The sequence below is a fragment of the Pseudomonas sp. SF2 genome (assembly GCF_036858055.1).
Classification (GTDB): domain Bacteria; phylum Pseudomonadota; class Gammaproteobacteria; order Pseudomonadales; family Pseudomonadaceae; genus Aquipseudomonas.
The window spans coordinates 170,773-193,559 of sequence record NZ_JAMBDI010000007.1; the positions used below are offsets into that span (position 1 = coordinate 170,773).

Consider the following 22,787-nt stretch of genomic DNA (forward strand, 5'->3'; position numbering starts at 1 on the left):
CTTTTTCTCGTCCGTTGCCGGATGCCTGGGCAGACCGCTCCTCTGCCAAGGCAAACCTGAGCGAGCAGCAAGTACATACTGTTTTGAATGCAGGAAAGGCCCATGTTGCATGGGCGTAGTCAGGTTAACATCGCACCCCGCCGCAAAAAGGCGGTGCAATATGCAGAAACAGATCGGCTGGAAAAGCGCCGCTGATGGCATGATCGGCGTGACGATGGAGCGTCAGCCAACGTCCCGTACCAGGAAGGCAAATTCAAAAGAGGGGAACAGAAGTGTCTGCAGATAATACCCCCCATTCGCCCGATTCAGCGCAACCTCACCGCGAGCACACTATGGAACCTGGAAACGCCCAGCTGAGCATGACCGTCCTGATGACCCCGGACATGGCCAACTTTTCTGGCAACGTACATGGCGGCACCCTGCTCAAGTACCTCGACGAAGTGGCCTATGCGTGCGCCAGCCGCTATGCCGGCAGTTATGTGGTCACCTTGTCGGTCGACCAGGTGATCTTCCGCGAGCCGGTGCACGTGGGCGAACTGGTGACCTTCCTGGCGTCGGTCAACTACACCGGCAACACCTCGATGGAGGTGGGGATCAAGGTGGTGACCGAGAACATCCGCGAGCGCTCGGTACGCCATTCCAACAGCTGCTTCTTCACCATGGTCGCGGTCGACGACAACCGTCGCCCGGTGCCGGTGCCGCCACGCCAGCCGCAAAGCAGCGAAGAAAAGCGCCGCTTCCTGCAGGGCCAGCAGCGCCGGCAGATCCGCCAGGAACTGGAAAAGCGCTACCAGGACCTGAAAACCGACGCCATTTAAAGCGTCAGCAGCTGTGCCTCGAAGCGCACCCGCGGGTGCGCGATGCGGTCCTGGGCCCGCACCAGTTGCAGCTCGTAGCTGGCGCAGGCCTGGGTTTCCAGCAGCACTTCGTGCACGGCTGCAGCGGTGAACTCGAACGCCTGCACCCAGCTGTCGCCGAGCAGCACGCGGGCCAGGAACAGGCCTGAGGTCAGGTCACCCACCCCCACCGGCTGCCGTGGGAACGCCAGCAGCGGGCGACGCAGGTGCCAGCTGTGCTCGGCAGTCACCAGCAGCATCTCGAACTGGTCCTCGGCACGCCCGGGGTAAGCCAGGTGCTTGACCAGCACCACCTGCGGCCCGCGCTGCAGCAGGCTACGGGCCATGTTCACACAGTCCTCCAGCGACTGCGCCCGGCGCCCACAGAAGCTGTCCAGCTCCAGCTGGTTGGGGCACAGGATGTCAGCCCTGGCGGCCGCCTCGTCGAGCAGGAACTCGCTGACTTCCGCTGGCACGATGCAGCCCTTCTCCGGGTGCCCCATGACCGGGTCGCACAGGTACAAGGCCTTTGGGTTTACTGCCTTGATCCGCTCGACGCCGGCCAGAATCGCCCGCCCTTGTTCGGCACTGCCCAGGTAGCCGGACAGCACCGCGTCGCAGTGGCCCAGCTCGCCGATGTTGGAAATGCCTTCCACCAACGCAGGAATTTGCGCCGGGGCAAGCACTTCACCCGCCCACTGGCCATACTGTGTGTGATTGGAGAACTGCACGGTATTGAGCGGCCACACATTGACCCCGATACGCTGCATGGGAAACACCGCGGCGCTGTTGCCGGCGTGGCCGAACACCACATGGGACTGGATGGCGAGCAGGTGCGGGGTACGTTTCATGCGGGAGGTTTCCAAAGCTGTTTCAGGGATTGTGCGCAGCGCAGTATGAACTCGATTGCCACCTGTACGACAGGCCAGGGACGCAGTTAAGCTGGATCGACCTGTTTGGAGCATATGCAAATGTTGACCCTGGAAAACCTCTTCGTCCTGATGCTGGTCGCCACGGCAGGCGCCTGGTTGTGGCACAACCACGGGTTGCGCGAAAAAGCCCTGGAGCGGGTCAAACAGCATTGCGCCAAGCTCGACCTCGAACTGCTCGACGATGCGGTCGCACTCAAGCGTATCGCCTTTGTCCGTGACGCCAACGGCCGCAAGCGCCTGGCGCGCGTCTACGCCTTCGAATTCACCGTCACCGGCGAGCAGCGCCACCCCGGTACCGTGACCCAGTTCGGCGCCCACAGCGTGCAGATCGAACTGGCGCCCTACCCGTTCGAGATCAAGACCCCGCCCCGCGCCGACAATGTCATCGAGATGCAGCAGTGGCGCCAGGAGCACAACCGCTGGCGCAACTGATCAGCTGACGCGGCATTCGCTCAACCCGGCTTGCAACGCGGGTTGCGATTGCGGCTGATCGAAAATCAGCTCGATGCGAGTATCCCTGCGCCAGTCGCTGGGCTGCCAGGTGGGCATGTCTCCATTCAGGCCATTGAATGATTGCCAACCCTCCACACTGTGGATAACCCCTTTGGCGCGCCGCCACGGCCAGGCACGCAGGAACGCCTGCAGCCGCTGTGGATAAAACTGCTGCCCGGGGTGCCAGCGCCAGCCGATGCTCCAACCCCCCTCTCCCTGCTGGGCAAGACAGATCGGCTGGCCGGGGTCCGCCCATAGCGCTGCCGGTGGATCTACAGGATTGTCGACAATCCTGTTATCCACAAACGAGCTGTCGACAATGCCCTTGGGTATAGTTGGAAGGTCCGAAAAGGGCAGCTTCCCTTGGACGGTCCAGAATATTTTCTTTCCATATAATCTGTTATTTATCAACAACTTATAATCTTCATTCACAGCCTCTGATTTGTTGAAGACAATGCTTTCAGAAGCATCGAACGCCTGCTGTTGAGCCTCCGGAAGCTGCTCGTTGCGGACCATCGACTGCGCATCCACGACCATCAGCAATGGCTGTATTGTCAGCACTCCAGCCCAAGGAGCCTGTTGTAACTGGGCAAGTAACTGCAAGGGATGACCCAGCCCGGACGGCTCGATAAACAACCGGTCAGGCCGGGATTTGCGCAGCAGCCGGCCCAGGCCCACCTGGAACGGCATGCCATTGACGCAGCACAGGCAGCCACCTGCGACCTCGCCGATGGCGATGCCGTCTTCGTCACGGCTGAGCAAGGCGGCATCCAGGCCTACCAGGCCGAATTCGTTGATCAATACAGCCCAGCGCTCATTGGCCGGGCGCTGGGCCAGCAGATGACGGATCAGGGTGGTCTTGCCGGCCCCCAACGGGCCGGCAATCACATGGGTGGGAATGTTCTGCAGCATGGGTGGCTTCGGGCAATAGTGATGCCTCACTATGCGCCGTCATGCCAGCCAGTCAAGGCTGAGCAACAGGCGCCCCTGCTGGCCCGAGGGCGAACGGTGCACCAGGCCGGCACCTTCGTTGCCCTGCCACTTCTCACCTTTGAGCACCGCCACATCACCAGCTTGCAGGTGCTGGATGTTATCCACAGAAGGTAGGGCTGCGTGTAACTCACCGCGTTGACTCCCGTGCTCTTGCAACCACTCGCTGCCCGGACCGGTATAGGTGGTGAGCAGACGCAGCGGCACGTTATCCACATGAAAGCGCGGGCACATGGGGCCAGCCAGTACCCGCAGGCGCAAACCGACCCGCCGCGCACCCACCAGGCAGGTATAAGCTGCCACCAGCCAGGTCACATCGGCCACGAATGCCTCGTAGCCGTGCAAGTCCGCCGCTTCGCGCAACAACTCGGTCAGTACCGGCATGTGCTGCTCGTCCACATCGATGACGCGCTGGTCTGCCAAGGGCTGGCCAAGGCCGACTACCAGCATGGCAAAGTCCTCCAGCTGCGGCGGCAAACGCCGGCGCCATACCGCCAGGTTCACGCCGTCCTGCAGCACTTCGGTCAGCACCTGCGGTGTCTCGCCGAACACCTGGAAGATATCCACAGGCTTGCGTGCGGGGTTCATGCTGCCGCCTCCTCATGCCATGGGCCGAACGGATCGGGCAGACGCAACCAGCCCATGTGCCCCAAGTCCATTTCCTGATCGGTCAACAGGCATGCATCAAGTGCTGTGGATAATTTTTCGAAGTCGATGTTCTGCCCGATGAACACCAGTTCCTGGCGGCAGTCACCACTCTCGGCAGCCCAGTTTTTCATGATCGCCGCGGTGTTATCCACATCCTGTGGCCACTGCTCGCGCGGCACAAAACGCCACCAGCGGCCCGCCAGGCCATGGCGCATCATGCCGCCCGCCTGCGACCAGCTTCCGGCCTCCTGGTACTTGCTGGCCAACCAGAAAAAACCTTTCGAACGCAGCAGTCGGCCATTGCTCCAGGGCGTGTGGATAAAATCGAAGAAGCGCTGTGGATGAAGCGGACGCCGGGCCTGCCAGGTGGTGGCGGCAATGCCGTACTCTTCGGTCTCCGGCACATGCTCGCCACGTAGCTCCTGCAGCCAGCCCGCTGCCTGGGCAGCCTGGTCGAAGTCGAACAGGCCGGTATCGAGAATGCGCGCCAGCGGCACCTGGCCCATGACCATGGGCACGATCTGCGCCCGGGCATTGAGGCTGCGCAGAATGGCCATGAGCTCTTCGCGCTCGTGCTGGCTGATCAGGTCGATCTTGCTCAGCAACAGCACATCGGCGAACTCGACCTGCTCGATCAACAAGTCACTGATCGAGCGCTCGTCCTCCTCACCCAGGGTTTCGCCACGGCTGGCCAGACTGTCTGCTGCCTGGTAATCACGCAGGAAGTTCAGGCCATCGACCACGGTGACCATGGTGTCCAGCCGCGCCATGTCGGACAGGCTGCGGCCCTGTTCGTCACGGAAGGTGAAGGTCTCGGCCACCGGCAGCGGCTCCGAGATCCCGGTGGACTCGATAAGCAAATAATCGAAACGCCCTTCTTCGGCCAACCGTGCCACTTCCTCGAGCAGGTCTTCTCGCAGCGTGCAGCAGATGCAGCCATTGCTCATCTCCACCAGCTTCTCCTCGGCACGGTTGAGGCTGACGTTGCGCTGCACCTCGCTGGCGTCGATGTTGATTTCGCTCATGTCGTTGACGATGACCGCGACCCGCAGGTTGTCGCGGTTACGCAGCACATGGTTGAGCAAAGTGCTCTTGCCGGCACCAAGGAAGCCGGACAGCACGGTGACAGGGAGACGGTTGGACATGGCGAAACCTCTTCAGGCGAGCGCATTCGAAACGATGCATTGCACAATGTTATAAAGTAACAATACAATTTCGCCAAGCCCGTTCTCGACGGACGCGTGCTCCCCTTCTGTTTGGAATGCCAAATGAACCAGCTCAAGCTCCCCGACATTGCCGCCCAATCCCAGGAATATGCCTTGCCGTTGAACTGGGTGGGTATGTGCGGGATCGCCCTGCCTGTGCAGTTCGAAGGGCGCACGGCGGCTGCAACCGTCGATGCCGGTGTAAGCCTGGTAGACGGCAGCTCACGGGGTATCCATATGTCTCGGCTTTACCTTGCCCTGGCTTCCCTGGAGCATCAGCCCCTGACGCCGCTCGCCATCCGCCAACTGCTGGCTGACTTTCTGAGCAGCCACGAAGGCCTTTCTTCTGCGGCTTATCTGCGCCTGCACTTCGACCATCTGCTGAAAAGGCCAGCCCTGGTCAGCCCATTGGATGGTTGGAAAAGCTATGCGGTAACAGTCGACGCAAGGATGGAAAACGAAATGTTCCACGTGGAACTATCCGTTTCCGTGCCTTACTCGTCGACCTGCCCATGCTCGGCTGCACTTGCACGGCAGCTGATTCAGCAGCAGTTCCAGGCGCATTTCGGCGCTGAGCAGGTCGAAAAATCTGCAGTGCTGCAGTGGCTTGGCAGCGCCGAAGGCATCGTAGCGACGCCCCATAGCCAACGCAGTAGCGCACAAATCCGGGTAAGGCTGCGCAGCAATCAGCAGGTACTGCCAATCACCGAGCTGATCGACCGCATAGAAGCCAGCCTGGGGACAGCGGTACAGACCGCGGTAAAGCGCGCAGACGAGCAAGCCTTTGCCTTGGCCAACGGCCAGAACCTGATGTTCTGCGAAGACGCCGCACGACGCCTGCACAAGGCGCTACGGGAAATAGAGTGGAGCACGGCCTTCAAGCTGCGCGTGGAACATGCAGAAAGCCTGCATGCCCACGACGCTGTCGCGACCAGCCAGTGGCAATGGGATGTCAGCTGCGCGGCTTGACCGAACCGCAATCATTACCCAGCCACACGGCACGGGTGTTCATGCTGCCTTGCTGCTGAACACCCGAGGCGTTGAAGGTGCCATTGACCTGTGTGGTGAACTCCCGGTCACTGAGGAAAGTCGCCTGGCCACTGCCCTGTGCCTTGGGGCAACTGAACTGGAATTTCCACACATTGCCGGTGCGGTCGGTGATCTTCTGGGTACAACCTGACTTCGGGTCCTGCAGCGGGATATCGTTGGTTGCCACCTGTTCTGGCGTCAGGCACGAGCGCACCCCCTTGCCCCCAACAGTCACCCCCTGTTTGGCCAGCACCCCTTCCATCATCGCACGCTGCTCCGGCGGCAGGTTCTTCAACTGGCCGAGCATGAACTCCATGTCGGGTAACGGCTTGCCATCGACCTGCATGTTGCTGGTGGTCAGCTCCCACAAACCTGGCTGCAGCATCTGGGCATGCACCAGCGGGCTGCTCACACCTAGGGCCAACGCCAACAGTGGCAGACGAATCTTCATGGACGAACGCTCCTGGAAAAAAGCCGGCCAAGCGGGCCGGGCTGAGCCTTAGACGCCAAATCCACCCGCAGGTTGCAAGACGGACCGGGAACGTGTTCTGTTACTCAAGTGTACTCGGCCAGCAGGATGCATATGGACTACCACAGCCCCTACTTCTTCGGTTATCTACTCGGCCTGGTTCATCTGCTGGGTATCGTCGCCGCACTGCACGCACTGTTCACCGTGCGCACTGCCCAGGGCGCAATCGCCTGGGCGATGCCGTTGTTCTTCATCCCCTACCTCACCCTGATCCCTTACCTGATCTTCGGTGCCCGCTCGTTCTACGCCTATATCAAGGCCCGGCGACAGGCCAACCAGGAAATGCACGTGGCCATGGCCAACCTCAACTGGCGGCCTTGGGTAGAAGAAGCCCTCACCGCCCGCGAGTCGGAAAGCTATGCGGCCCTGCGCGCCATGCCCAAGCTCGGGCGCATGCCCTGCCTTGCCAACAACCAGGTGAAGCTGCTGATCGATGGCAAGGCGACATTCGATGCCATCTTCGCCGCCATCGAAAAAGCCCGCGCCGTGGTGCTGGTGCAGTTCTTCATCATCCATGACGACAGCCTGGGCAAGGCGTTGCAGCAACTGCTGCTGCGCAAAGCCGCCGAGGGGGTGCAGGTGTTCGTGCTGTACGACCGCGTCGGCAGCCATGCCTTGCCGGCCAGCTACAGCCAGCTACTGCGTGACGGTGGTGTACAGATCCATGCCTTCGCTACCCGTCGTGGCTGGTTCAACCGCTTCCAGGTGAACTTCCGCAACCACCGCAAGATCGTGGTGGTGGATGGCCTGCTCGGTTTCATCGGCGGGCATAACGTGGGCGATGAGTACCTTGGTGGCGACCTGCAGCTCTCACCCTGGCGCGACACCCATGTGCAGATCAGCGGGCCGGTGCTGGCCTGCCTGCAGGAGTCGTTCGCCGAGGACTGGTATTGGGCCGCGCGCCAGCTACCGCCGCTGATCCTGCCGGACGCCTACCCGGACAACGGCGTGCTGTGCCAAGCCTTGGCCAGCGGCCCGGCCGACCCACAGGAAACCTGCTCGCTGTTCTTTCTTGAGGCTATTCATTCAGCCACCCGGCGCGTGTGGATCACCAGCCCGTACTTCATCCCCGACGAGGCGGTGTTTGCCGCCCTGCGCCTGGCGGTACTGCGTGGGGTCGATGTGCGCGTGCTGATCCCGTCACGTCCAGACCATCGCATCGTCTATGCCGCCTCCAGTCTGTTCGCCTTCGAAGCGGTACGTGCGGGTGTACGCATGTTCCGCTATCAACCGGGCTTCCTGCACCAGAAGGTGGTGCTGGTGGATGACGATGTCAGTGCGATCGGCAGTGCCAACCTGGACAACCGCTCGTTCCGCCTGAACTTCGAGATCACCCTGCTGACGGTCGACCGCGGCTTCGCCGACCAGGTCGAGAACATGCTGATCAATGACTTTGAACAGGCACGGGAAATTACTGCAGAGGACAGCCGCGATACCCATCGGCTGCAGCAACTGGGGATGCGGATTGCGCGGCTGATTTCGCCGATTCTGTGATGCGTCTGCGCACCTCGCAAGGTATCGCGGCCCTTGTGGGAGCGGGTTTACCCGCGAAGACGTCAGTGGCTGTACCGACGCATTCGCGGGTAAACCCGCTCCCACAGGGTATGGTGTCGCGCTTGCGTGCTTGGTTGCAATTCAGCGATACAAGTCTTCACGCGTCCAGGGTAGATCATGGTGCCCATCGGCGTAGGGCTTCACGGCCAGTATCTGGTGCAGGTTGATCCAGCCCTTCTGGAAGGCATAGGCACACCCGGCCAGGTACAGGCGCCAGATGCGCAAGGTCTTCTCGGGCACCAGCGCCGCTGCCTTGTGCAACTGGTTCTCCAGGTTCTCGCTCCAGTGGTGCAAAGTCTTGGCGTAGTGCAAACGCAGGCTTTCCACGTCCACCACCTCCAGCCCCGCTTCACAGATGCTGGCGCTGATCATTGACAGGTGCGGCAGCTCGCCGTGGGGGAACACGTAGCGGTCGATGAACTCGCCAGCGCCACGCCCGACCGGGCGGCCATCCACATGCTTGGCGGTGATACCGTGGTTCATCACCAGGCCCCCTTCCCTCACGGCTCCGAACAGTTTCTGGCTATACAGCGCCAGGTTGGCATGCCCGACATGCTCGAACATGCCAACGCTGACAACCTTGTCGAAGCGGCCATCCTGAGGCAGATCGCGGTAGTCGAGAATCTGCAGGTCGACCCTGTCGGCCAGCCCCTCGGCCTTGACCCGCTCGCGGCCGAGCTTGAGCTGCTCCTTGCTCAAGGTGATACCAAACACCTTGGCGCCATATTCGCGAGCAGCGAAACGCGCCAGCCCACCCCAGCCACAACCAACGTCGAGCAGGTAGTCACCGGCGTCCAGCCGCAGCTTGCGGCACAGGTGATCGAATTTGTCCTGCTGTGCCTGATCCAGCGTGTTGTCCGGCTCGCGGAAGTAGGCGCAGGAGTAGGCCATGTCCTGATCCAGCCAGAGCTGGTAGAACGCGTTGGAAACATCGTAATGGTAGGAAATGGCTTCAGCGTCGGTGCTCTTGTCATGGGCCCGCCGTTGCGGTGGGACGTTGTCCTCGTCGGTCAGTAGCGCTTCGCTCAGCTCATCACATACGCGGATGGCTTCACCAATGTCGCCTTCCAGCTCCAGCTTGCCTTCGACAAATGCCGTGCCCAGCTGGTCCATGCTCGGGTGGCTCAACTGGCTGATCAGCTGCGGCTCCTTGACCAGGATGGTGACCTGCGGGCTAGGCCCCAGATCGAACTGGTTACCGTCCCACAGTTTCAGCCGCAGCGGCAGATGCAGGCTCTGCAGTGCCGGTGGAAGTTGCGCAAGCATGAACGACCCTCCTGTCCGTATTTGGCCACGACGCCTAATATTTCGAACGTCGCCGGATCAGAGTAGTTCATTCGTGGGATGTTTCCTCTAAACCAGACCATGGTCTAGAACCGACTGATCTTATCCATACAGCAGATTGTATACAATTTTTGCATCTCAGCTTAACCTTGTGCCCCTCTTGCGCTTCTTCATCCTGGAGTTGAACCCATGAAATCCTATGACGTGGTGATCATCGGCGGTGGCCCTGGCGGCTACAACGCAGCCATCCGTGCCGGCCAGCTGGGCCTGAGCGTAGCCTGCGTGGAGGGCCGCTCGACCTTGGGTGGCACCTGCCTGAACGTGGGCTGCATGCCCTCCAAGGCGTTGCTGCATGCTTCCGAGCTGTACGAAGCCGCCAGCGGTGACGAGTTCTCCCACCTCGGTATCGAAGTCAAACCTACCCTAAACCTCGCCCAGATGATGAAACAGAAGGACGAGAGCGTGACCGGCCTGACCAAGGGCATCGAGTACCTGTTCCGCAAGAACAAGGTCGACTGGATCAAGGGCTGGGGCCGCCTGGATGGTGTCGGCAAGGTCGTGGTCAAGGCTGAGGACGGCAGCGAAACCGCATTGCAGGCCAAGGACATCGTCATTGCCACCGGCTCCGAGCCTACCCCGCTGCCGGGCGTGACCATCGACAACCAGCGCATCATCGACTCGACCGGCGCGCTGTCGCTTCCACAGGTACCCAAGCACCTGGTCGTCATCGGCGCCGGCGTGATCGGCCTCGAACTGGGTTCGGTATGGCGTCGCCTGGGCAGCCAGGTCACGGTCATCGAATACCTCGACCGCATCTGCCCGGGCACCGATGAAGAAACCGCCAGGACCCTGCAGAAGGCCTTGGCCAAGCAAGGCATGGTATTCAAGCTGGGCAGCAAGGTGACCCAGGCCAGCGCCAGCGCCGATGGCGTGAGCCTGACCCTGGAGCCAGCCGCTGGCGGTACCGCAGAAACGCTGCAGGCTGACTACGTACTGGTCGCCATCGGTCGCCGCCCCTATACCAAAGGGCTGAACCTGGAAAGCGTGGGCCTGGAGACCGACAAGCGCGGCATGCTCGGCAACGACCACCACCGCACTGCCGTGCCGGGTATCTGGGTGATTGGCGACGTCACCTCCGGCCCGATGCTGGCGCACAAAGCCGAAGACGAAGCGGTGGCCTGCATCGAACGCATCGCCGGCAAGCCCCATGAGGTCAACTACAACCTTATCCCTGGTGTGATCTACACCCGCCCGGAGCTGGCCACCGTGGGCAAGACCGAAGAGCAGCTCAAGGCCGAAGGGCGTGCCTATAAAGTCGGCAAGTTCCCGTTCACGGCCAACAGCCGCGCCAAGATCAACCACGAGACCGAAGGCTTCGCCAAGGTCATCGCCGATGCCGAGACCGATGAAGTGCTGGGTGTGCACCTGGTGGGCCCAAGTGTCAGCGAGATGATTGGTGAGTTCTGCGTGGCCATGGAGTTCTCGGCCTCGGCGGAAGACATCGCCCTCACCTGCCACCCCCACCCCACCCGCTCCGAGGCCTTGCGCCAGGCAGCGATGAATGTGGAAGGGATGGCGATGCAGATCTGATGCGAGATAGCCGTGGGCTGCTTTGCAGCCCATCGCGACACAAGGCCGCTCCTACAGGAGAACGCGATTTCCTGTAGGAGCGGCCTTGTGTCGCTATGGGGCGCGAAGCGCCCCGGCTTCTGGCTTACTCGACCGTAACCGACTTGGCCAGGTTACGCGGCTGGTCCACGTCGGTGCCCTTGAGCACGGCCACGTAGTACGACAGCAACTGCAGCGGGATGGTGTACAGGATCGGCGCCAGGGCGTCGGCAATGTGTGGCACCTTGATCACATGGGTACCTTCGCCATTGGTCATCCCGGCCTGCTCGTCGGCGAACACCACCAGCTCGCCACCACGGGCACGCACTTCCTGCAGGTTGGACTTCAGCTTCTCCAGCAGCTCGTTGTTCGGCGCAACGGTAACCACCGGCATGTCGTTGTCCACCAGCGCCAGCGGGCCGTGCTTCAGCTCGCCTGCCGGGTAGGCTTCGGCGTGGATGTAGGAGATTTCCTTGAGCTTGAGTGCACCTTCCATCGCCACCGGGTACTGCGCACCACGGCCGAGGAACAGGGTGTGGTGCTTGTCGGCGAACAGCTCGGCGATTTTCTCGACGGTGGCGTCCATGGCCAGGGCTTCGCCCAGGCGGGCCGGCAGGCGGCGCAGTTCTTCAACCAGCTCGGCTTCGACGCCAGCTTCCAGGGTACCGCGCACCTGGCCCAGGGCCAGGGTCAGCAGCATCAGCGATACCAGCTGGGTGGTAAAGGCCTTGGTCGAGGCCACGCCGATTTCCGGGCCGGCCAGGGTCAGCAGGGTCAGGTCCGACTCACGTACCAGCGAGCTGATACCGACGTTGCAAATCGCCAGGCTGCCGAGGAAGCCCAGTTCCTTGGCGTTGCGCAGCGCGGCCAGGGTATCGGCAGTTTCGCCAGACTGCGAGATGGAGACGAACAGAGTGTCCGGCTGCACCACTACTTTGCGGTAACGGAACTCACTGGCCACTTCCACCTGGCACGGGATGCCGGCCAGGCTTTCCAGCCAGTAACGGGCGACCATGCCGGCGTGGTAGCTGGTGCCGCAGGCAACGATCTGCACGTTGCGCACCTTGGCGAACAGTTCGGCAGCCTTCGGGCCGAAAGCCTGGACCATCACGTTGTCCTTGCCCAGACGGCCTTCCAGGGTGCGCTGCACCACGCTTGGCTGCTCGTGGATTTCCTTGAGCATGAAGTGGCGGTAGGCGCCCTTGTCGGCGGCTTCAGCACCTTCGTGGTACTGCACGGTTTCACGCTGGACCTTGTGCCCGTCCTGATCCCAGATGGAGACCTGGTCACGGCGGATCTCGGCGATGTCGCCTTCTTCCAGGTACATGAAGCGGTCGGTGACCTGGCGCAGGGCCAGCTGGTCGGAAGCCAGGAAGTTCTCGCCCAGGCCCAGGCCGATGACCAGCGGGCTACCGCTGCGTGCGGCTACCAGGCGGTCGGGCTGCTTGGCGCTGATCAGCGCCAGGCCATAAGCGCCATGCAGGCGCTTCACCGCAGCCTTCAGGGCATCGGTCAGGTCCGGGATGCTCTTCAGCGTGTGGTGGATCAGGTGAACGATGACTTCGGTATCGGTCTGCGAAGTGAAGACATAGCCAAGGTCTTTCAGCTCTTCGCGCAGTTCTTCGTGGTTCTCGATGATGCCGTTGTGCACCACGGCCACATCACTGCCCGAGAAGTGCGGGTGGGCGTTACCTTCGGTCGGCGCACCGTGGGTGGCCCAGCGGGTGTGGGCGATGCCCAGCTGGCCGGCCAGTGGCTCGGCGGTAACAGCGGCTTGCAGCTCGCTGACCTTGCCGATACGGCGGCGGCGCTGCAGCTCACCGTTCTGGGTGAGGACGGCCAGGCCGGCGCTGTCGTACCCACGGTACTCAAGACGCTTGAGGCCTTCGATCAAGATGGCTGTGATGTTGCGCTCGGCGACGGCACCAACGATTCCACACATGGTTTATTGCTCCTGGCTGATCGCGGCGCAGATCAGGTTGATGCCGCGGGCTTGAATTTGTTCGCGTGCCGCTGCGGGCAGGCGTTCGTCAGTAATAAGGGTGTGCACGCTGCCCCAGGGCAGCTCGAGGTTGGGGATCTTGCGCCCGACCTTGTCCGATTCGACCATCACGATCACTTCACGGGCGACTTCGGCCATGACCCGGCTCAGCCCGAGAAGTTCGTTGAAGGTGGTGGTGCCGCGGCCGAGGTCGATACCGTCAGCGCCGATGAACAGCTGGTCGAAATCGTAGGAGCGCAACACCTGCTCGGCCACCTGGCCCTGGAAGGACTCGGAATGCGGGTCCCAGGTGCCACCAGTCATCAGCAGCACCGGCTCGTGTTCGAGCTCGCAGATGGCGCGGGCCACGTTCATTGAATTGGTCATCACCACCAGGCCAGGCTGGCGCCCCAGCTCGGGGATCATGGCTGCCGTGGTGCTGCCGCTGTCGATGATGATGCGCGCATGCTCGCGGATACGCGCGACGGCGGCGCGGGCGATGGCCTTTTTATAGGAAGACACGGGCTGGGCGGGCTCACCCAGCAGCTCTTGCGGCACCGGGACCGCGCCACCGTAGCGCCGTAGCAACAGGCCATTGGTTTCGAGGGCAGCAAGGTCCTTGCGGATGGTGACTTCCGAGGTTGCGAAACGCTTGGCCAAAGCGTCCACACTCACCTCGCCCTGCTCGCTGAGCAAAGCCAGGATGTTGTGCCGCCGCTGCGGGGTGTTTCGTTTCGACATGAGCGCTTAAGTTTCGTTTCGAAAGATAATGGTGGCAATCAAAACCTAAGATGAACGATTCGTCAAGCTGTGGATAAATCGTCACGGCAAATTGGCGCCCTGTGGGAGCGGGTTTACCCGCGAAGAAAGAGCACGGTGTTCGCGGGTGAACCCGCTCCCACAAGGATTGCGCCGGACTGCAATTGAGTGCGACCTGCCAATAAAAAAGCCGACTTATTCACATAAGTCGGCTTTCGATCGAAACAGCTGTGTATAACTCAGCTCTTCTTGATCTTTTCCGGCCGCTTCCAACCCGAGATGTTGCGTTGACGCGCACGAGCCACCGCCAGGTCGCCTGCCTCCACGGTCTGGGTGATGGTCGAGCCGGCAGCAGTGGTCGCACCAGCCTTGATTTCCACAGGCGCTACCAACGAGTTGTTGGAGCCGATGAACACGTCCTCGCCCATCACGGTCTTGAACTTGTTGGCGCCATCGTAGTTGCAGGTGATGGTGCCGGCGCCGATGTTGGTGCGCGCACCGATTTCGGCATCGCCCAGGTAAGTCAGGTGACCGGCCTTGGCGCCCTCACCCAGGTGGGCGTTTTTCAGTTCGACGAAGTTACCCACATGGGCCTTGGCGTCCAGCACGCTGCCCGGGCGCAGGCGGGCGAACGGGCCGGCATCGCTGCCCTCGCCCATCACGGCGCCTTCGAGGTGGCTGTTGGCCTTGACCACTGCGCCTTTGCGCAGGGTGGTATTCTTGATCACGCAGTTAGGGCCGATCTGCACATCGTCCTCGATGACCACCTTGCCTTCGAGAATCACGTTGATGTCGATCAGCACGTCACGGCCAACGGTCACTTCACCGCGCACATCGAAGCGCGCCGGGTCGCGCAGGGTCACGCCCTGGGCCATCAGGCGACGGCCTTCGCGCAACTGGTAGTGGCGCTCCAGCTCGGACAGCTGGCGACGGTCGTTGGCGCCTTGCACTTCCATCGGGTCGTGGGGCTGTTCGGTAGCCACCACCAGGCCATCGGCCACAGCCATGGCGATGACGTCGGTCAGGTAATACTCGCCCTGGGCGTTGTTGTTCGACAGGCGGCCCATCCAGTCGGCCAGGCGCGCGGCTGGCAGGGCCAGAATACCGGTGTTGCCTTCCTTGATCGCTTTCTGCGCATCGTTGGCGTCCTTGTGCTCAACGATGGCAGTCACCTTGCCCTGCTCGTCGCGCACGATGCGGCCATAGCCGGTCGGGTCGTCGAGGGTCACCGTGAGCAGGCCCAGCTGCTGCTCGTTGGCCTTGGCCAGCAGACGCTGCAGGGTCTCTACTTCGATCAACGGCACGTCACCGTACAGCACCAGCACGGTGTCGGCGGTCAGCGCCGGCAATGCCTGGGCAACCGCATGGCCGGTACCCAGCTGCTTGTCCTGCATGACGAAGTTCAAGTCGTCAGCGGCAAGGCGCTCGCGAACCAGCTCGGCACCATGGCCAATGACCACGTGAATACCTTGCGGCTGCAACTGGCGCGCGCTGTGGATAACATGGCCGAGCATGGAATTGCCGGCTACCGGATGCAGCACCTTGGGCAGCGCCGAGCGCATGCGGGTGCCTTGGCCGGCGGCGAGAATAACGATATCGAGTGACATTACTGGCTACCAATCCTGGGCGGTCAGTGAAATGACCGGTTTCATAGGTTACAAAAAAAGAAAAAGGGTAGCCGATGGCTACCCTTGTTCTCAATCTACATGAAGCTTGCGGAATTAACCGCCGAACTTCTTGCGGATCTGCTGGACGGTACGCAGCTGGGCTGCGGCCTCGGCCAGACGTGCGGATGCGGCACTGTAGTCGAAATCCGCGCCTTTCTCATGCAGGGCCTTCTCAGCTGCCTTGACGGCATCCTGAGCGGAGGCTTCGTCCAGGTCGGCTGCACGCTGCACGGTGTCGGCGAGTACCTTGACCATGTTCGGCTGCACTTCCAGGAAGCCACCGGAGATGTAGAACACCTCGCGCTCGCCACCCTGCTTGGTCAGCGTGATCGGACCAGGCTTGAGATTGGTGATCAGCGGCGCGTGGCCCGGAGCGATACCAAGATCACCCAGGTTACCGTGCGCAACTACCATCTCGACCAGGCCGGAGAAGATCTCTCCTTCCGCGCTGACGATATCGCAATGGACTGTCATAGCCATCTGCTTGCCTCAACCTGATTAGCGCCCCTTTCGGGGCGCCGGGATTACAGTTTCTTGGCTTTCTCGATCGCTTCGTCGATGCTGCCGACCATGTAGAACGCTTGTTCTGGCAGGTGGTCGTAGTCACCTTTGAGGATGCCGCTGAAGCCAGCGATGGTGTCTTTCAGGGAAACGTACTTGCCTGGCGAACCGGTGAAGACTTCGGCCACGAAGAACGGCTGCGACAGGAAGCGCTGGATCTTACGAGCGCGGGCTACCAGTTGCTTGTCGGCTTCGGACAGTTCGTCCATACCCAGGATCGCGATGATGTCTTTCAGCTCTTTGTAGCGCTGCAGAACATACTGAACCTGGCGAGCAGTTTCGTAGTGCTCGTTGCCGATCACGTTCGGGTCCAGCTGGCGCGAAGTCGAGTCCAGTGGGTCGACCGCCGGGTAGATACCCAGGGAGGCGATGTCACGGGACAGAACGACGGTGGCGTCCAGGTGGGCGAAGGTGGTGGCTGGCGACGGGTCGGTCAGGTCGTCCGCAGGTACGTATACGGCCTGGATCGAGGTGATCGAACCTTCTTTGGTCGAAGTAATACGTTCTTGCAGAACGCCCATCTCTTCGGCCAGGGTCGGCTGATAACCTACTGCGGAAGGCATACGGCCCAGCAGTGCGGATACTTCGGTACCGGCCAGGGTGTAACGATAGATGTTGTCGACGAACAGCAGAACGTCGTTACCTTCGTCACGGAACTTCTCGGCCATGGTCAGGCCGGTCAGCGCTACGCGCAGACGGTTTCCTGGTGGCTCGTTCATCTGACCGTAGACCAGTGCTACCTTGTCGAGAACGTTGGAATCCTTCATCTCGTGGTAGAAGTCGTTACCCTCACGAGTACGCTCACCCACACCGGCGAACACGGAGTAACCGCTGTGCTCGATGGCGATGTTACGGATCAGTTCCATCATGTTAACGGTCTTGCCGACGCCGGCACCACCGAACAGACCAACCTTACCACCCTTGGCGAACGGGCAAACCAGGTCGATAACCTTGATGCCGGTTTCCAGCAGGTCGTTGCCGCCTGCCTGGTCAGCGAAGGAAGGAGCCTTCTGGTGGATACCACGACGCTCTTCTTCGCCGATCGGGCCGGCTTCGTCGATCGGGTTGCCCAGTACGTCCATGATACGGCCCAGAGTGGCCTTACCAACAGGAACGGAAATGGCAGCGCCGGTGTCGACGACATCCAGACCGCGCTTCAGGCCTTCGGTCGAGCCCATCGCAATGGTACGAACCACGCCGTCGCCCAGCTGCTGCTGAACTTCCAGGGTGGTTTCCGCGCCTTGTACTTTCAGCGCGTTGTAAACACTCGGCACGACGTCACGTGGGAATTCCACGTCGATGACGGCGCCGATGATTTGAACGATACGTCCGCTACTCATAGCTGGATCCTCTGAATATTTGAACCGTTAAACCGCGGCAGCGCCGCCGACGATTTCCGAGATCTCCTGGGTGATCGCAGCCTGACGCGCCTTGTTGTAGATCAGCTGGAGTTCGCTGATCAAATCACCGGCGTTGTCTGTGGCGTTCTTCATGGCGATCATCCGGGCCGCTTGTTCAGCAGCGTTGTTCTCGACCACCGCCTGGTACACCTGCGACTCCACGTAACGCACCATCAAGCCGTCCAGCAGCTCTTTTGCGTCGGGTTCGTACAGGTAGTCCCAGTGGTGCTTGAGATCCTGATCCGGGGTTGCCACCAACGGTACCAATTGCTCGACCGTCGGTTTTTGGGTCATGGTGTTGATGAACTTGTTCGAAACCACCGAGAGGCGATCGATACGGCCGTCCAGGTAGGCGTCCAGCATCACTTTGACGGAGCCGATCAGATCGTTGATCGATGGCTCTTCGCCCAGGTGGCTGATCGCGGCTACGACGTTGCCGCCAAAGATGCGGAAGAAAGTCGCACCCTTGCTGCCGATCACGCACAGGTCGATTTCCACGCCCTGTTCGCGGTTTTCGTTCATGTCCTTGACCAGGGCCTTGAACAGGTTGGTGTTCAAGCCACCGCACAGACCACGGTCACTGCTCACCACGATATAACCGGCGCGCTTTACAGGGCGCTCGATCATGAACGGGTGGCGGTATTCCGGGTTGGCGTTGGCCAGATGACCGATCACCTGGCGGATACGCTCCGCGTAAGGACGGCTAGCAGCCATGCGCAGTTGTGCCTTGCGCATCTTGCTGACCGCCACTTTCTCCATGGCGCTGGTAATCTTTTGCGTGCTTTTGATGCTCGCAATCTTACTGCGAATCTCTTTTGCGCCTGCCATGTATCACCTATCAGGTTAGCAAGCGGGGGCCGCAGCCCCCGCTGCGGCTTACCAGGTCTGGGTGGCCTTGAACTTCTCGATACCGGCTTTCATGCCAGCGTCGATTTCGTCGTTGAAGTCACCCTTCACGTTGATCTTCGCCATCAGTTCGGCGTGATCACGGTTGAAGTAGGCGATCAGTGCTTGCTCGAAGCTACCGACCTTGTTGACTTCCACGTCAGTCAGGAAACCACGCTCAGCGGCGTACAGCGACAGAGCCATGTCCGCGATGGACATCGGCGCGTACTGCTTCTGCTTCATCAGCTCGGTAACGCGCTGACCATGCTCCAGCTGCTTGCGGGTCGCTTCGTCCAGATCGGAAGCGAACTGGGCGAATGCAGCCAGTTCACGGTACTGAGCCAGAGCGGTACGGATACCACCGGACAGCTTCTTGATGATCTTGGTCTGAGCGGCACCACCTACGCGGGATACCGAAACACCGGCGTTCACTGCAGGGCGGATGCCCGAGTTGAACATGGCCGATTCCAGGAAGATCTGACCGTCGGTGATGGAAATCACGTTGGTCGGAACGAACGCGGAAACGTCGCCAGCCTGGGTTTCGATGATCGGCAGGGCGGTCAGGGAACCGGTCTTGCCAGTGACTGCGCCGTTGGTGAACTTCTCGACGTACTCTTCCGAAACGCGCGATGCACGCTCCAGCAGACGGGAGTGGAGATAGAACACGTCACCTGGGTACGCTTCACGTCCTGGCGGACGGCGCAGCAGCAGGGAAATCTGACGGTAGGCAACGGCCTGCTTGGACAGGTCATCGTAAACGATCAGGGCGTCTTCACCGCGGTCACGGAAGTATTCGCCCATGGTGCAGCCGGCGTAAGGAGCCAGGAACTGCAGCGCGGCCGATTCCGAGGCGCTGGCGGCAACAACGATGGTGTTGGCCAGGGCGCCGGCTTCTTCCAGCTTGCGCACAACGTTGGCGATGGTCGACTGCTTCTGGCCTACGGCCACGTATACGCAGAAGATACCGCTGTTTTTCTGGTTGATGATCGCGTCGACCGCCATGGCGGTCTTACCGATCTGACGGTCACCGATGATCAGCTCGCGCTGGCCACGGCCAACCGGGATCATGGCGTCAACCGACTTGTAGCCAGTCTGTACAGGCTGGTCTACCGACTTACGCCAGATAACACCCGGAGCGACCTTTTCGACCGCGTCGGTTTCGGTGGTGGCCAGAGGACCTTTGCCATCGATCGGGTTACCCAGAGCGTCGACGACGCGGCCCAGCAGGCCTTTGCCAACCGGAACTTCCAGGATGCGACCGGTGCACTTGGCGCTCATGCCCTCGGCGAGGGAGGTGTACGCACCCAGTACCACCGCACCTACGGAGTCTTGCTCCAGGTTCAGTGCCATACCGTATACGCCGCCCGGGAACTCGATCATTTCGCCGTACATAGCGTCGGCCAGACCGTGGATCCGTACGATACCGTCGGAAACGCTTACGACGGTACCTTCGTTACGGGCTTGGGAGCCGACATCGAGCTTCTCGATGCGACCCTTGATGATTTCACTAATTTCGGAAGGATTGAGTTGCTGCATTGCTCTGCTGCCCCTTCAAACTCAAGATTTCAATGCTTCGGCCAGTTTCGCGATCTTGCCGCGAACCGAGCCATCGATTACCAGGTCGCCGGCGCGGATGACGACGCCGCCGATCAGGCTGGCATCCTCCGACGCGTGCAGGCGCACTTCCCGGCTGAGCCGTGCACTGAGAACCTTGGCGAGTTTGTCTTGCTGTTCTTGGTTCAACGCAAAAGCACTGGTGACTTCCACGTCCACGGATTTTTCTTGCTCGGCCTTGTACAGGTCGAACAGGGCGGCAATCTCCGGCAGGAGCAGGAGACGGTCGTTTTCCGCGGCAACATGAATGAAATTCTGTGCCTGTGCATCGAACTTGTCACCGCACACTTCAATGAATGCGGCGGCCTTTTCTGCGCTTGTCAGTCGCGGGGCCTTGAGCAGGCGCTGCATGGTGTCGTCTTCCGACACCGCAGCAGCCAGGCCGAGCATGGCTGACCAATTGGCCAGTTGCTGATGGGCCTGGGCATGCTCAAAGGCAGCCTTAGCGTAAGGTCGGGCCAACGTGGTCAGTTCTGCCATGATCGCCCTCGCTTAAATTTCAGCGGCCAGTTTGTTAACCAGCTCCGCATGCGCGTTTTGATCGATTGTGGCGCCAAGGATCTTTTCAGCACCGCCAACAGCCAGGGCACCCACTTGGGCACGCAGGGCGTCTTTGACGCTGTTCAGTTCCTGTTCGATCTCGGCTTGAGCCTGAGCCTTCACACGGTCAGCTTCGACGCGAGCCTGTTCACGGGCTTCCTCGACAAGCTGAGCAGCGCGTTTCTTGCTTTGCTCAATGATTTCGGCTGCCTGTGCCTTCGCTTCACGCAGTTGCTGACCCGCTTTCTCTTGGGCCAGCTCCAGGTCGCGAGCTGCGCGGTTGGCAGCGTCCAAGCCGTCGGCAATCTTCTTTTGGCGCTCTTGCAGGGCAGTGATGACCGGAGGCCATACATACTTCATGCAGAAGAGTACAAAAATCAGAAAAGCAACGGATTGGCCAATCAGGGTTGCATTAATGTTCACGCCAACACCTCGCTCGGTCTTTGTCCATCACATCAATCAACTCGTAGAAACGAGTGATTAGCCGGCGATCTGACCAACGAAGGGGTTCGCGAAGGTGAAGAACAGAGCGATACCAACACCGATCATGGTTACGGCGTCGAGCAGACCGGCAACGATGAACATTTTCACCTGCAGCATCGGAACCATTTCTGGTTGACGAGCAGCGCCTTCCAGGAACTTGCCGCCCAGCAGGCCGAAACCAATGGCGGTACCCAGAGCACCCAGGCCGATCAGCAGAGCAACAGCGATAGCGGTCAGACCAACTACAGTTTCCATCTTTCCTCCCGACTTTTACGTCGTATTGGTTAGGTTTTTAGTTTGAAGCGGTAAAACAAATCGTTTGGTACAGCATGCCCTTGCGGACTTTTTAAGCCCTCCCCCCAAACGAGCGGGGAAGGCTATCAGACACGCCAGGCGGTCTTAATGGTTATCTTCGTGAGCCATCGACAGGTAGACGATGGTAAGCATCATGAAGATGAAGGCTTGCAGGGTGATGATCAGGATGTGGAACACAGCCCACGCCCACTGCAGCACCACACCCAGGCCGCTGAGCCAGAGGATGCCGGCGCCGAACATCACGGCGATCAGGATGAACACCAGCTCGCCGGCGTACATGTTGCCGAACAGACGCAGTGCCAGCGAGATCGGCTTGGCGATCAGGGTGACGAATTCCAGCAGGAAGTTGACCGGAATCAGCAGGATCTGCACGAAGATGTTCTTGCTGCCGAACGGGTGCAGGGTCAGCTCACCGATGAAGCCGCCCAGGCCCTTGACCTTGATGCTGTAGAAGATGATCAGGGCGAACACACAGAAGGCCATGGCCAGGGTCGCGTTCGGGTCGGTGGTCGACACGGCGCGGAACGGAATGTGCGGGTCACCGGAGATCAGGATGGCCAGCTGAGGAATCCAGTCGACCGGTACCAGGTCGATGGCGTTCATCAGGAACACCCAGACGAAAATGGTCAGCGCCAGCGGGGCGATTACCGGGCTACGGCCGTGGAAGGAGTCCTTCACGCTGCCGTTGACGAAGTCCACCAGCACTTCAACGAAGTTCTGCAGGCCGCCAGGTTGGCCGGAAGTCGCCTTCTTGGCCGCCATGCGGAAGATGAACAGGAAGATCAGACCCAGCGCGACGGACCAACCCAGGGTGTCCAGGTGGAACGCCCAGAAGCCCATTGCCTTGGCTTCTGCAGCCGAATGGGCGAAGCCCCAGCTGCCGTCTGGTAGTTGACCGTAGGTCAGGTTCTGCAAGTGGTGCTGGATATAGCCCGAAGCGGTTTCTGCTGCCATGGTTGCCTCAAACGCCCTAAGGTCTCGAAAGTCTTTTATTCATCAGCAGGGGCGCGAACCAGCTGACCAAAAGGGTCAACACGAAGACGCCGAATACTGCTAACGGCGCCAGTGGCTTCACTCCTGCGAAGGTCAGTGCAAAAAGCACTGCCGTCAAAATCATCTTGCCTGCCTCGCCAGCGTAGAACGACTTGACGATGGCTTGTGCCGCCCGGGCCCCGCTGAAGCGAAAAGCCTTCCAGGCGAAATACACATTGGGTAGCCAGGCAATCAAACCTCCGCAAAGGCCTGAATATCCACTGACCGCCCCTTTCCACTGCCACAACACCAACGTTGCCAGCAGCAGTACGACGAATTGAGCCAGCAGTACCGGGAAAACCGCCCAGCGATGGAAAGGCAGGCGGTTTGGCGTGCGGATTTCCATCACAACTGCTCCTCGGAAGTCGACCAACAAGTCAGTTATGACTTGGCATAATTTGTGCCGACAAAATGCGCGCAGAGTATAGGGGTGGATTAACCCC

General features: G+C 60.7%; 23 protein-coding genes. 5 read left to right on the forward strand and 18 right to left on the reverse strand.

Features of this window, described 5'->3' with window-relative positions:
* Window positions 1-332: 332 nt before the first annotated feature.
* A complete protein-coding gene (locus tag M2S36_RS04605) occupies window positions 333-818 on the forward strand; it encodes an acyl-CoA thioesterase (protein ID WP_009683536.1) in 486 nt (161 codons plus the stop codon).
* Here the strand turns inward: M2S36_RS04605 and pdxY are convergent.
* The gene (gene pdxY, locus M2S36_RS04610) at window positions 815-1,687 is read right to left on the reverse strand and encodes a pyridoxal kinase PdxY (RefSeq protein ID WP_233694013.1); all 873 of its coding nucleotides are present in this window, start codon (window positions 1,685-1,687) and stop codon (window positions 815-817) included. The two genes, M2S36_RS04605 and pdxY, sit on opposite strands and share 4 nt — an antisense overlap.
* A 120-nt stretch (window positions 1,688-1,807) precedes the next feature.
* On the opposite strand from pdxY, the gene M2S36_RS04615 reads away from it, so the two are divergent.
* Complete coding sequence (locus M2S36_RS04615; RefSeq protein WP_013974846.1) at window positions 1,808-2,200, forward strand: DUF3301 domain-containing protein; 393 nt, start codon at window positions 1,808-1,810, stop codon at window positions 2,198-2,200.
* On the opposite strand, the gene M2S36_RS04620 is transcribed toward M2S36_RS04615, so the two are convergent.
* Genes M2S36_RS04620 through zigA form a run of 3 tightly spaced genes read right to left on the reverse strand, consistent with a single transcriptional unit; the run spans window position 2,201 to window position 5,043 of the window.
* Complete coding sequence (locus M2S36_RS04620) at window positions 2,201-3,172, reverse strand: CobW family GTP-binding protein (protein WP_207831381.1); 972 nt, start codon at window positions 3,170-3,172, stop codon at window positions 2,201-2,203.
* A 39-nt stretch (window positions 3,173-3,211) separates the two neighbouring features.
* Window positions 3,212-3,838: a DUF1826 domain-containing protein gene (locus M2S36_RS04625; RefSeq protein WP_333956777.1), complete on the reverse strand. Its 627-nt coding sequence runs from the start codon at window positions 3,836-3,838 to the stop codon at window positions 3,212-3,214.
* Window positions 3,835-5,043, reverse strand: coding sequence for a zinc metallochaperone GTPase ZigA (gene zigA, locus M2S36_RS04630; protein ID WP_333956779.1), 1,209 nt, complete (start codon window positions 5,041-5,043; stop codon window positions 3,835-3,837). Before zigA ends, M2S36_RS04625 begins: the two co-directional genes overlap by 4 nt.
* Before the next feature lie 123 nt (window positions 5,044-5,166).
* Here zigA and folE2 point away from each other — a divergent pair, with 123 nt between their 5' ends.
* Entirely contained in the window at window positions 5,167-6,072 is a 906-nt protein-coding gene (gene folE2, locus M2S36_RS04635) for a GTP cyclohydrolase FolE2 (protein ID WP_333956780.1), read from the forward strand.
* Here the strand turns inward: folE2 and M2S36_RS04640 are convergent.
* Window positions 6,056-6,583, reverse strand: a complete 528-nt coding sequence (locus M2S36_RS04640; protein ID WP_015272374.1) for a DUF3617 domain-containing protein — start codon at window positions 6,581-6,583, stop codon at window positions 6,056-6,058. The genes folE2 and M2S36_RS04640 overlap by 17 nt on opposite strands.
* Before the next feature lie 132 nt (window positions 6,584-6,715).
* Here M2S36_RS04640 and cls point away from each other — a divergent pair, with 132 nt between their 5' ends.
* On the forward strand, window positions 6,716-8,155 hold the full coding sequence (gene cls, locus M2S36_RS04645) for a cardiolipin synthase (protein WP_333956781.1): 1,440 nt from the start codon (window positions 6,716-6,718) through the stop codon (window positions 8,153-8,155).
* Between the two features lie 141 nt (window positions 8,156-8,296).
* Here the strand turns inward: cls and cfaB are convergent, their stop codons facing one another.
* Window positions 8,297-9,481, reverse strand: a complete 1,185-nt coding sequence (gene cfaB, locus M2S36_RS04650; RefSeq protein WP_207831391.1) for a C17 cyclopropane fatty acid synthase CfaB — start codon at window positions 9,479-9,481, stop codon at window positions 8,297-8,299.
* 207 nt (window positions 9,482-9,688) lie between these two features.
* On the opposite strand from cfaB, the gene lpdA reads away from it, so the two are divergent.
* Window positions 9,689-11,089 (forward strand): dihydrolipoyl dehydrogenase, encoded by a 1,401-nt coding sequence (gene lpdA / locus M2S36_RS04655; protein WP_233687616.1) that lies wholly within the window; start codon window positions 9,689-9,691, stop codon window positions 11,087-11,089.
* Between the two features lie 124 nt (window positions 11,090-11,213).
* Here lpdA and glmS read toward each other — a convergent pair whose 3' ends face one another.
* The 12 genes from glmS to M2S36_RS04715 form a co-directional block, all read right to left on the reverse strand.
* On the reverse strand, window positions 11,214-13,049 hold the full coding sequence (gene glmS / locus M2S36_RS04660; protein WP_233687617.1) for a glutamine--fructose-6-phosphate transaminase (isomerizing): 1,836 nt from the start codon (window positions 13,047-13,049) through the stop codon (window positions 11,214-11,216).
* Between the two features lie 3 nt (window positions 13,050-13,052).
* A complete protein-coding gene (locus M2S36_RS04665) occupies window positions 13,053-13,829 on the reverse strand; it encodes a DeoR/GlpR family DNA-binding transcription regulator (protein ID WP_207831397.1) in 777 nt (258 codons plus the stop codon).
* A 257-nt stretch (window positions 13,830-14,086) separates the two neighbouring features.
* Window positions 14,087-15,454: a bifunctional UDP-N-acetylglucosamine diphosphorylase/glucosamine-1-phosphate N-acetyltransferase GlmU gene (gene glmU, locus M2S36_RS04670; protein WP_233687618.1), complete on the reverse strand. Its 1,368-nt coding sequence runs from the start codon at window positions 15,452-15,454 to the stop codon at window positions 14,087-14,089.
* A gap of 114 nt (window positions 15,455-15,568) precedes the next feature.
* Window positions 15,569-15,994 (reverse strand): F0F1 ATP synthase subunit epsilon, encoded by a 426-nt coding sequence (locus M2S36_RS04675; RefSeq protein ID WP_023383131.1) that lies wholly within the window; start codon window positions 15,992-15,994, stop codon window positions 15,569-15,571.
* A gap of 44 nt (window positions 15,995-16,038) precedes the next feature.
* Window positions 16,039-17,415: a F0F1 ATP synthase subunit beta gene (gene atpD, locus M2S36_RS04680; RefSeq protein WP_023383132.1), complete on the reverse strand. Its 1,377-nt coding sequence runs from the start codon at window positions 17,413-17,415 to the stop codon at window positions 16,039-16,041.
* Between the two features lie 27 nt (window positions 17,416-17,442).
* Entirely contained in the window at window positions 17,443-18,303 is an 861-nt protein-coding gene (atpG, locus tag M2S36_RS04685; RefSeq protein WP_023383133.1) for a F0F1 ATP synthase subunit gamma, read from the reverse strand.
* A gap of 48 nt (window positions 18,304-18,351) precedes the next feature.
* Complete coding sequence (gene atpA / locus M2S36_RS04690) at window positions 18,352-19,896, reverse strand: F0F1 ATP synthase subunit alpha (RefSeq protein ID WP_046615332.1); 1,545 nt, start codon at window positions 19,894-19,896, stop codon at window positions 18,352-18,354.
* Between the two features lie 21 nt (window positions 19,897-19,917).
* On the reverse strand, window positions 19,918-20,454 hold the full coding sequence (locus M2S36_RS04695) for a F0F1 ATP synthase subunit delta (protein ID WP_043214190.1): 537 nt from the start codon (window positions 20,452-20,454) through the stop codon (window positions 19,918-19,920).
* 12 nt (window positions 20,455-20,466) lie between these two features.
* The gene (locus M2S36_RS04700) at window positions 20,467-20,937 is read right to left on the reverse strand and encodes a F0F1 ATP synthase subunit B (RefSeq protein WP_023383136.1); all 471 of its coding nucleotides are present in this window, start codon (window positions 20,935-20,937) and stop codon (window positions 20,467-20,469) included.
* Between the two features lie 57 nt (window positions 20,938-20,994).
* A complete protein-coding gene (gene atpE, locus M2S36_RS04705) occupies window positions 20,995-21,252 on the reverse strand; it encodes a F0F1 ATP synthase subunit C (protein WP_003097235.1) in 258 nt (85 codons plus the stop codon).
* Window positions 21,253-21,396: 144 nt separating this feature from the next.
* Window positions 21,397-22,266: a F0F1 ATP synthase subunit A gene (gene atpB / locus M2S36_RS04710; protein ID WP_023383137.1), complete on the reverse strand. Its 870-nt coding sequence runs from the start codon at window positions 22,264-22,266 to the stop codon at window positions 21,397-21,399.
* Between the two features lie 16 nt (window positions 22,267-22,282).
* Complete coding sequence (locus tag M2S36_RS04715; RefSeq protein WP_008092225.1) at window positions 22,283-22,690, reverse strand: F0F1 ATP synthase subunit I; 408 nt, start codon at window positions 22,688-22,690, stop codon at window positions 22,283-22,285.
* Between the last annotated feature and the right edge of the window lie 97 nt (window positions 22,691-22,787).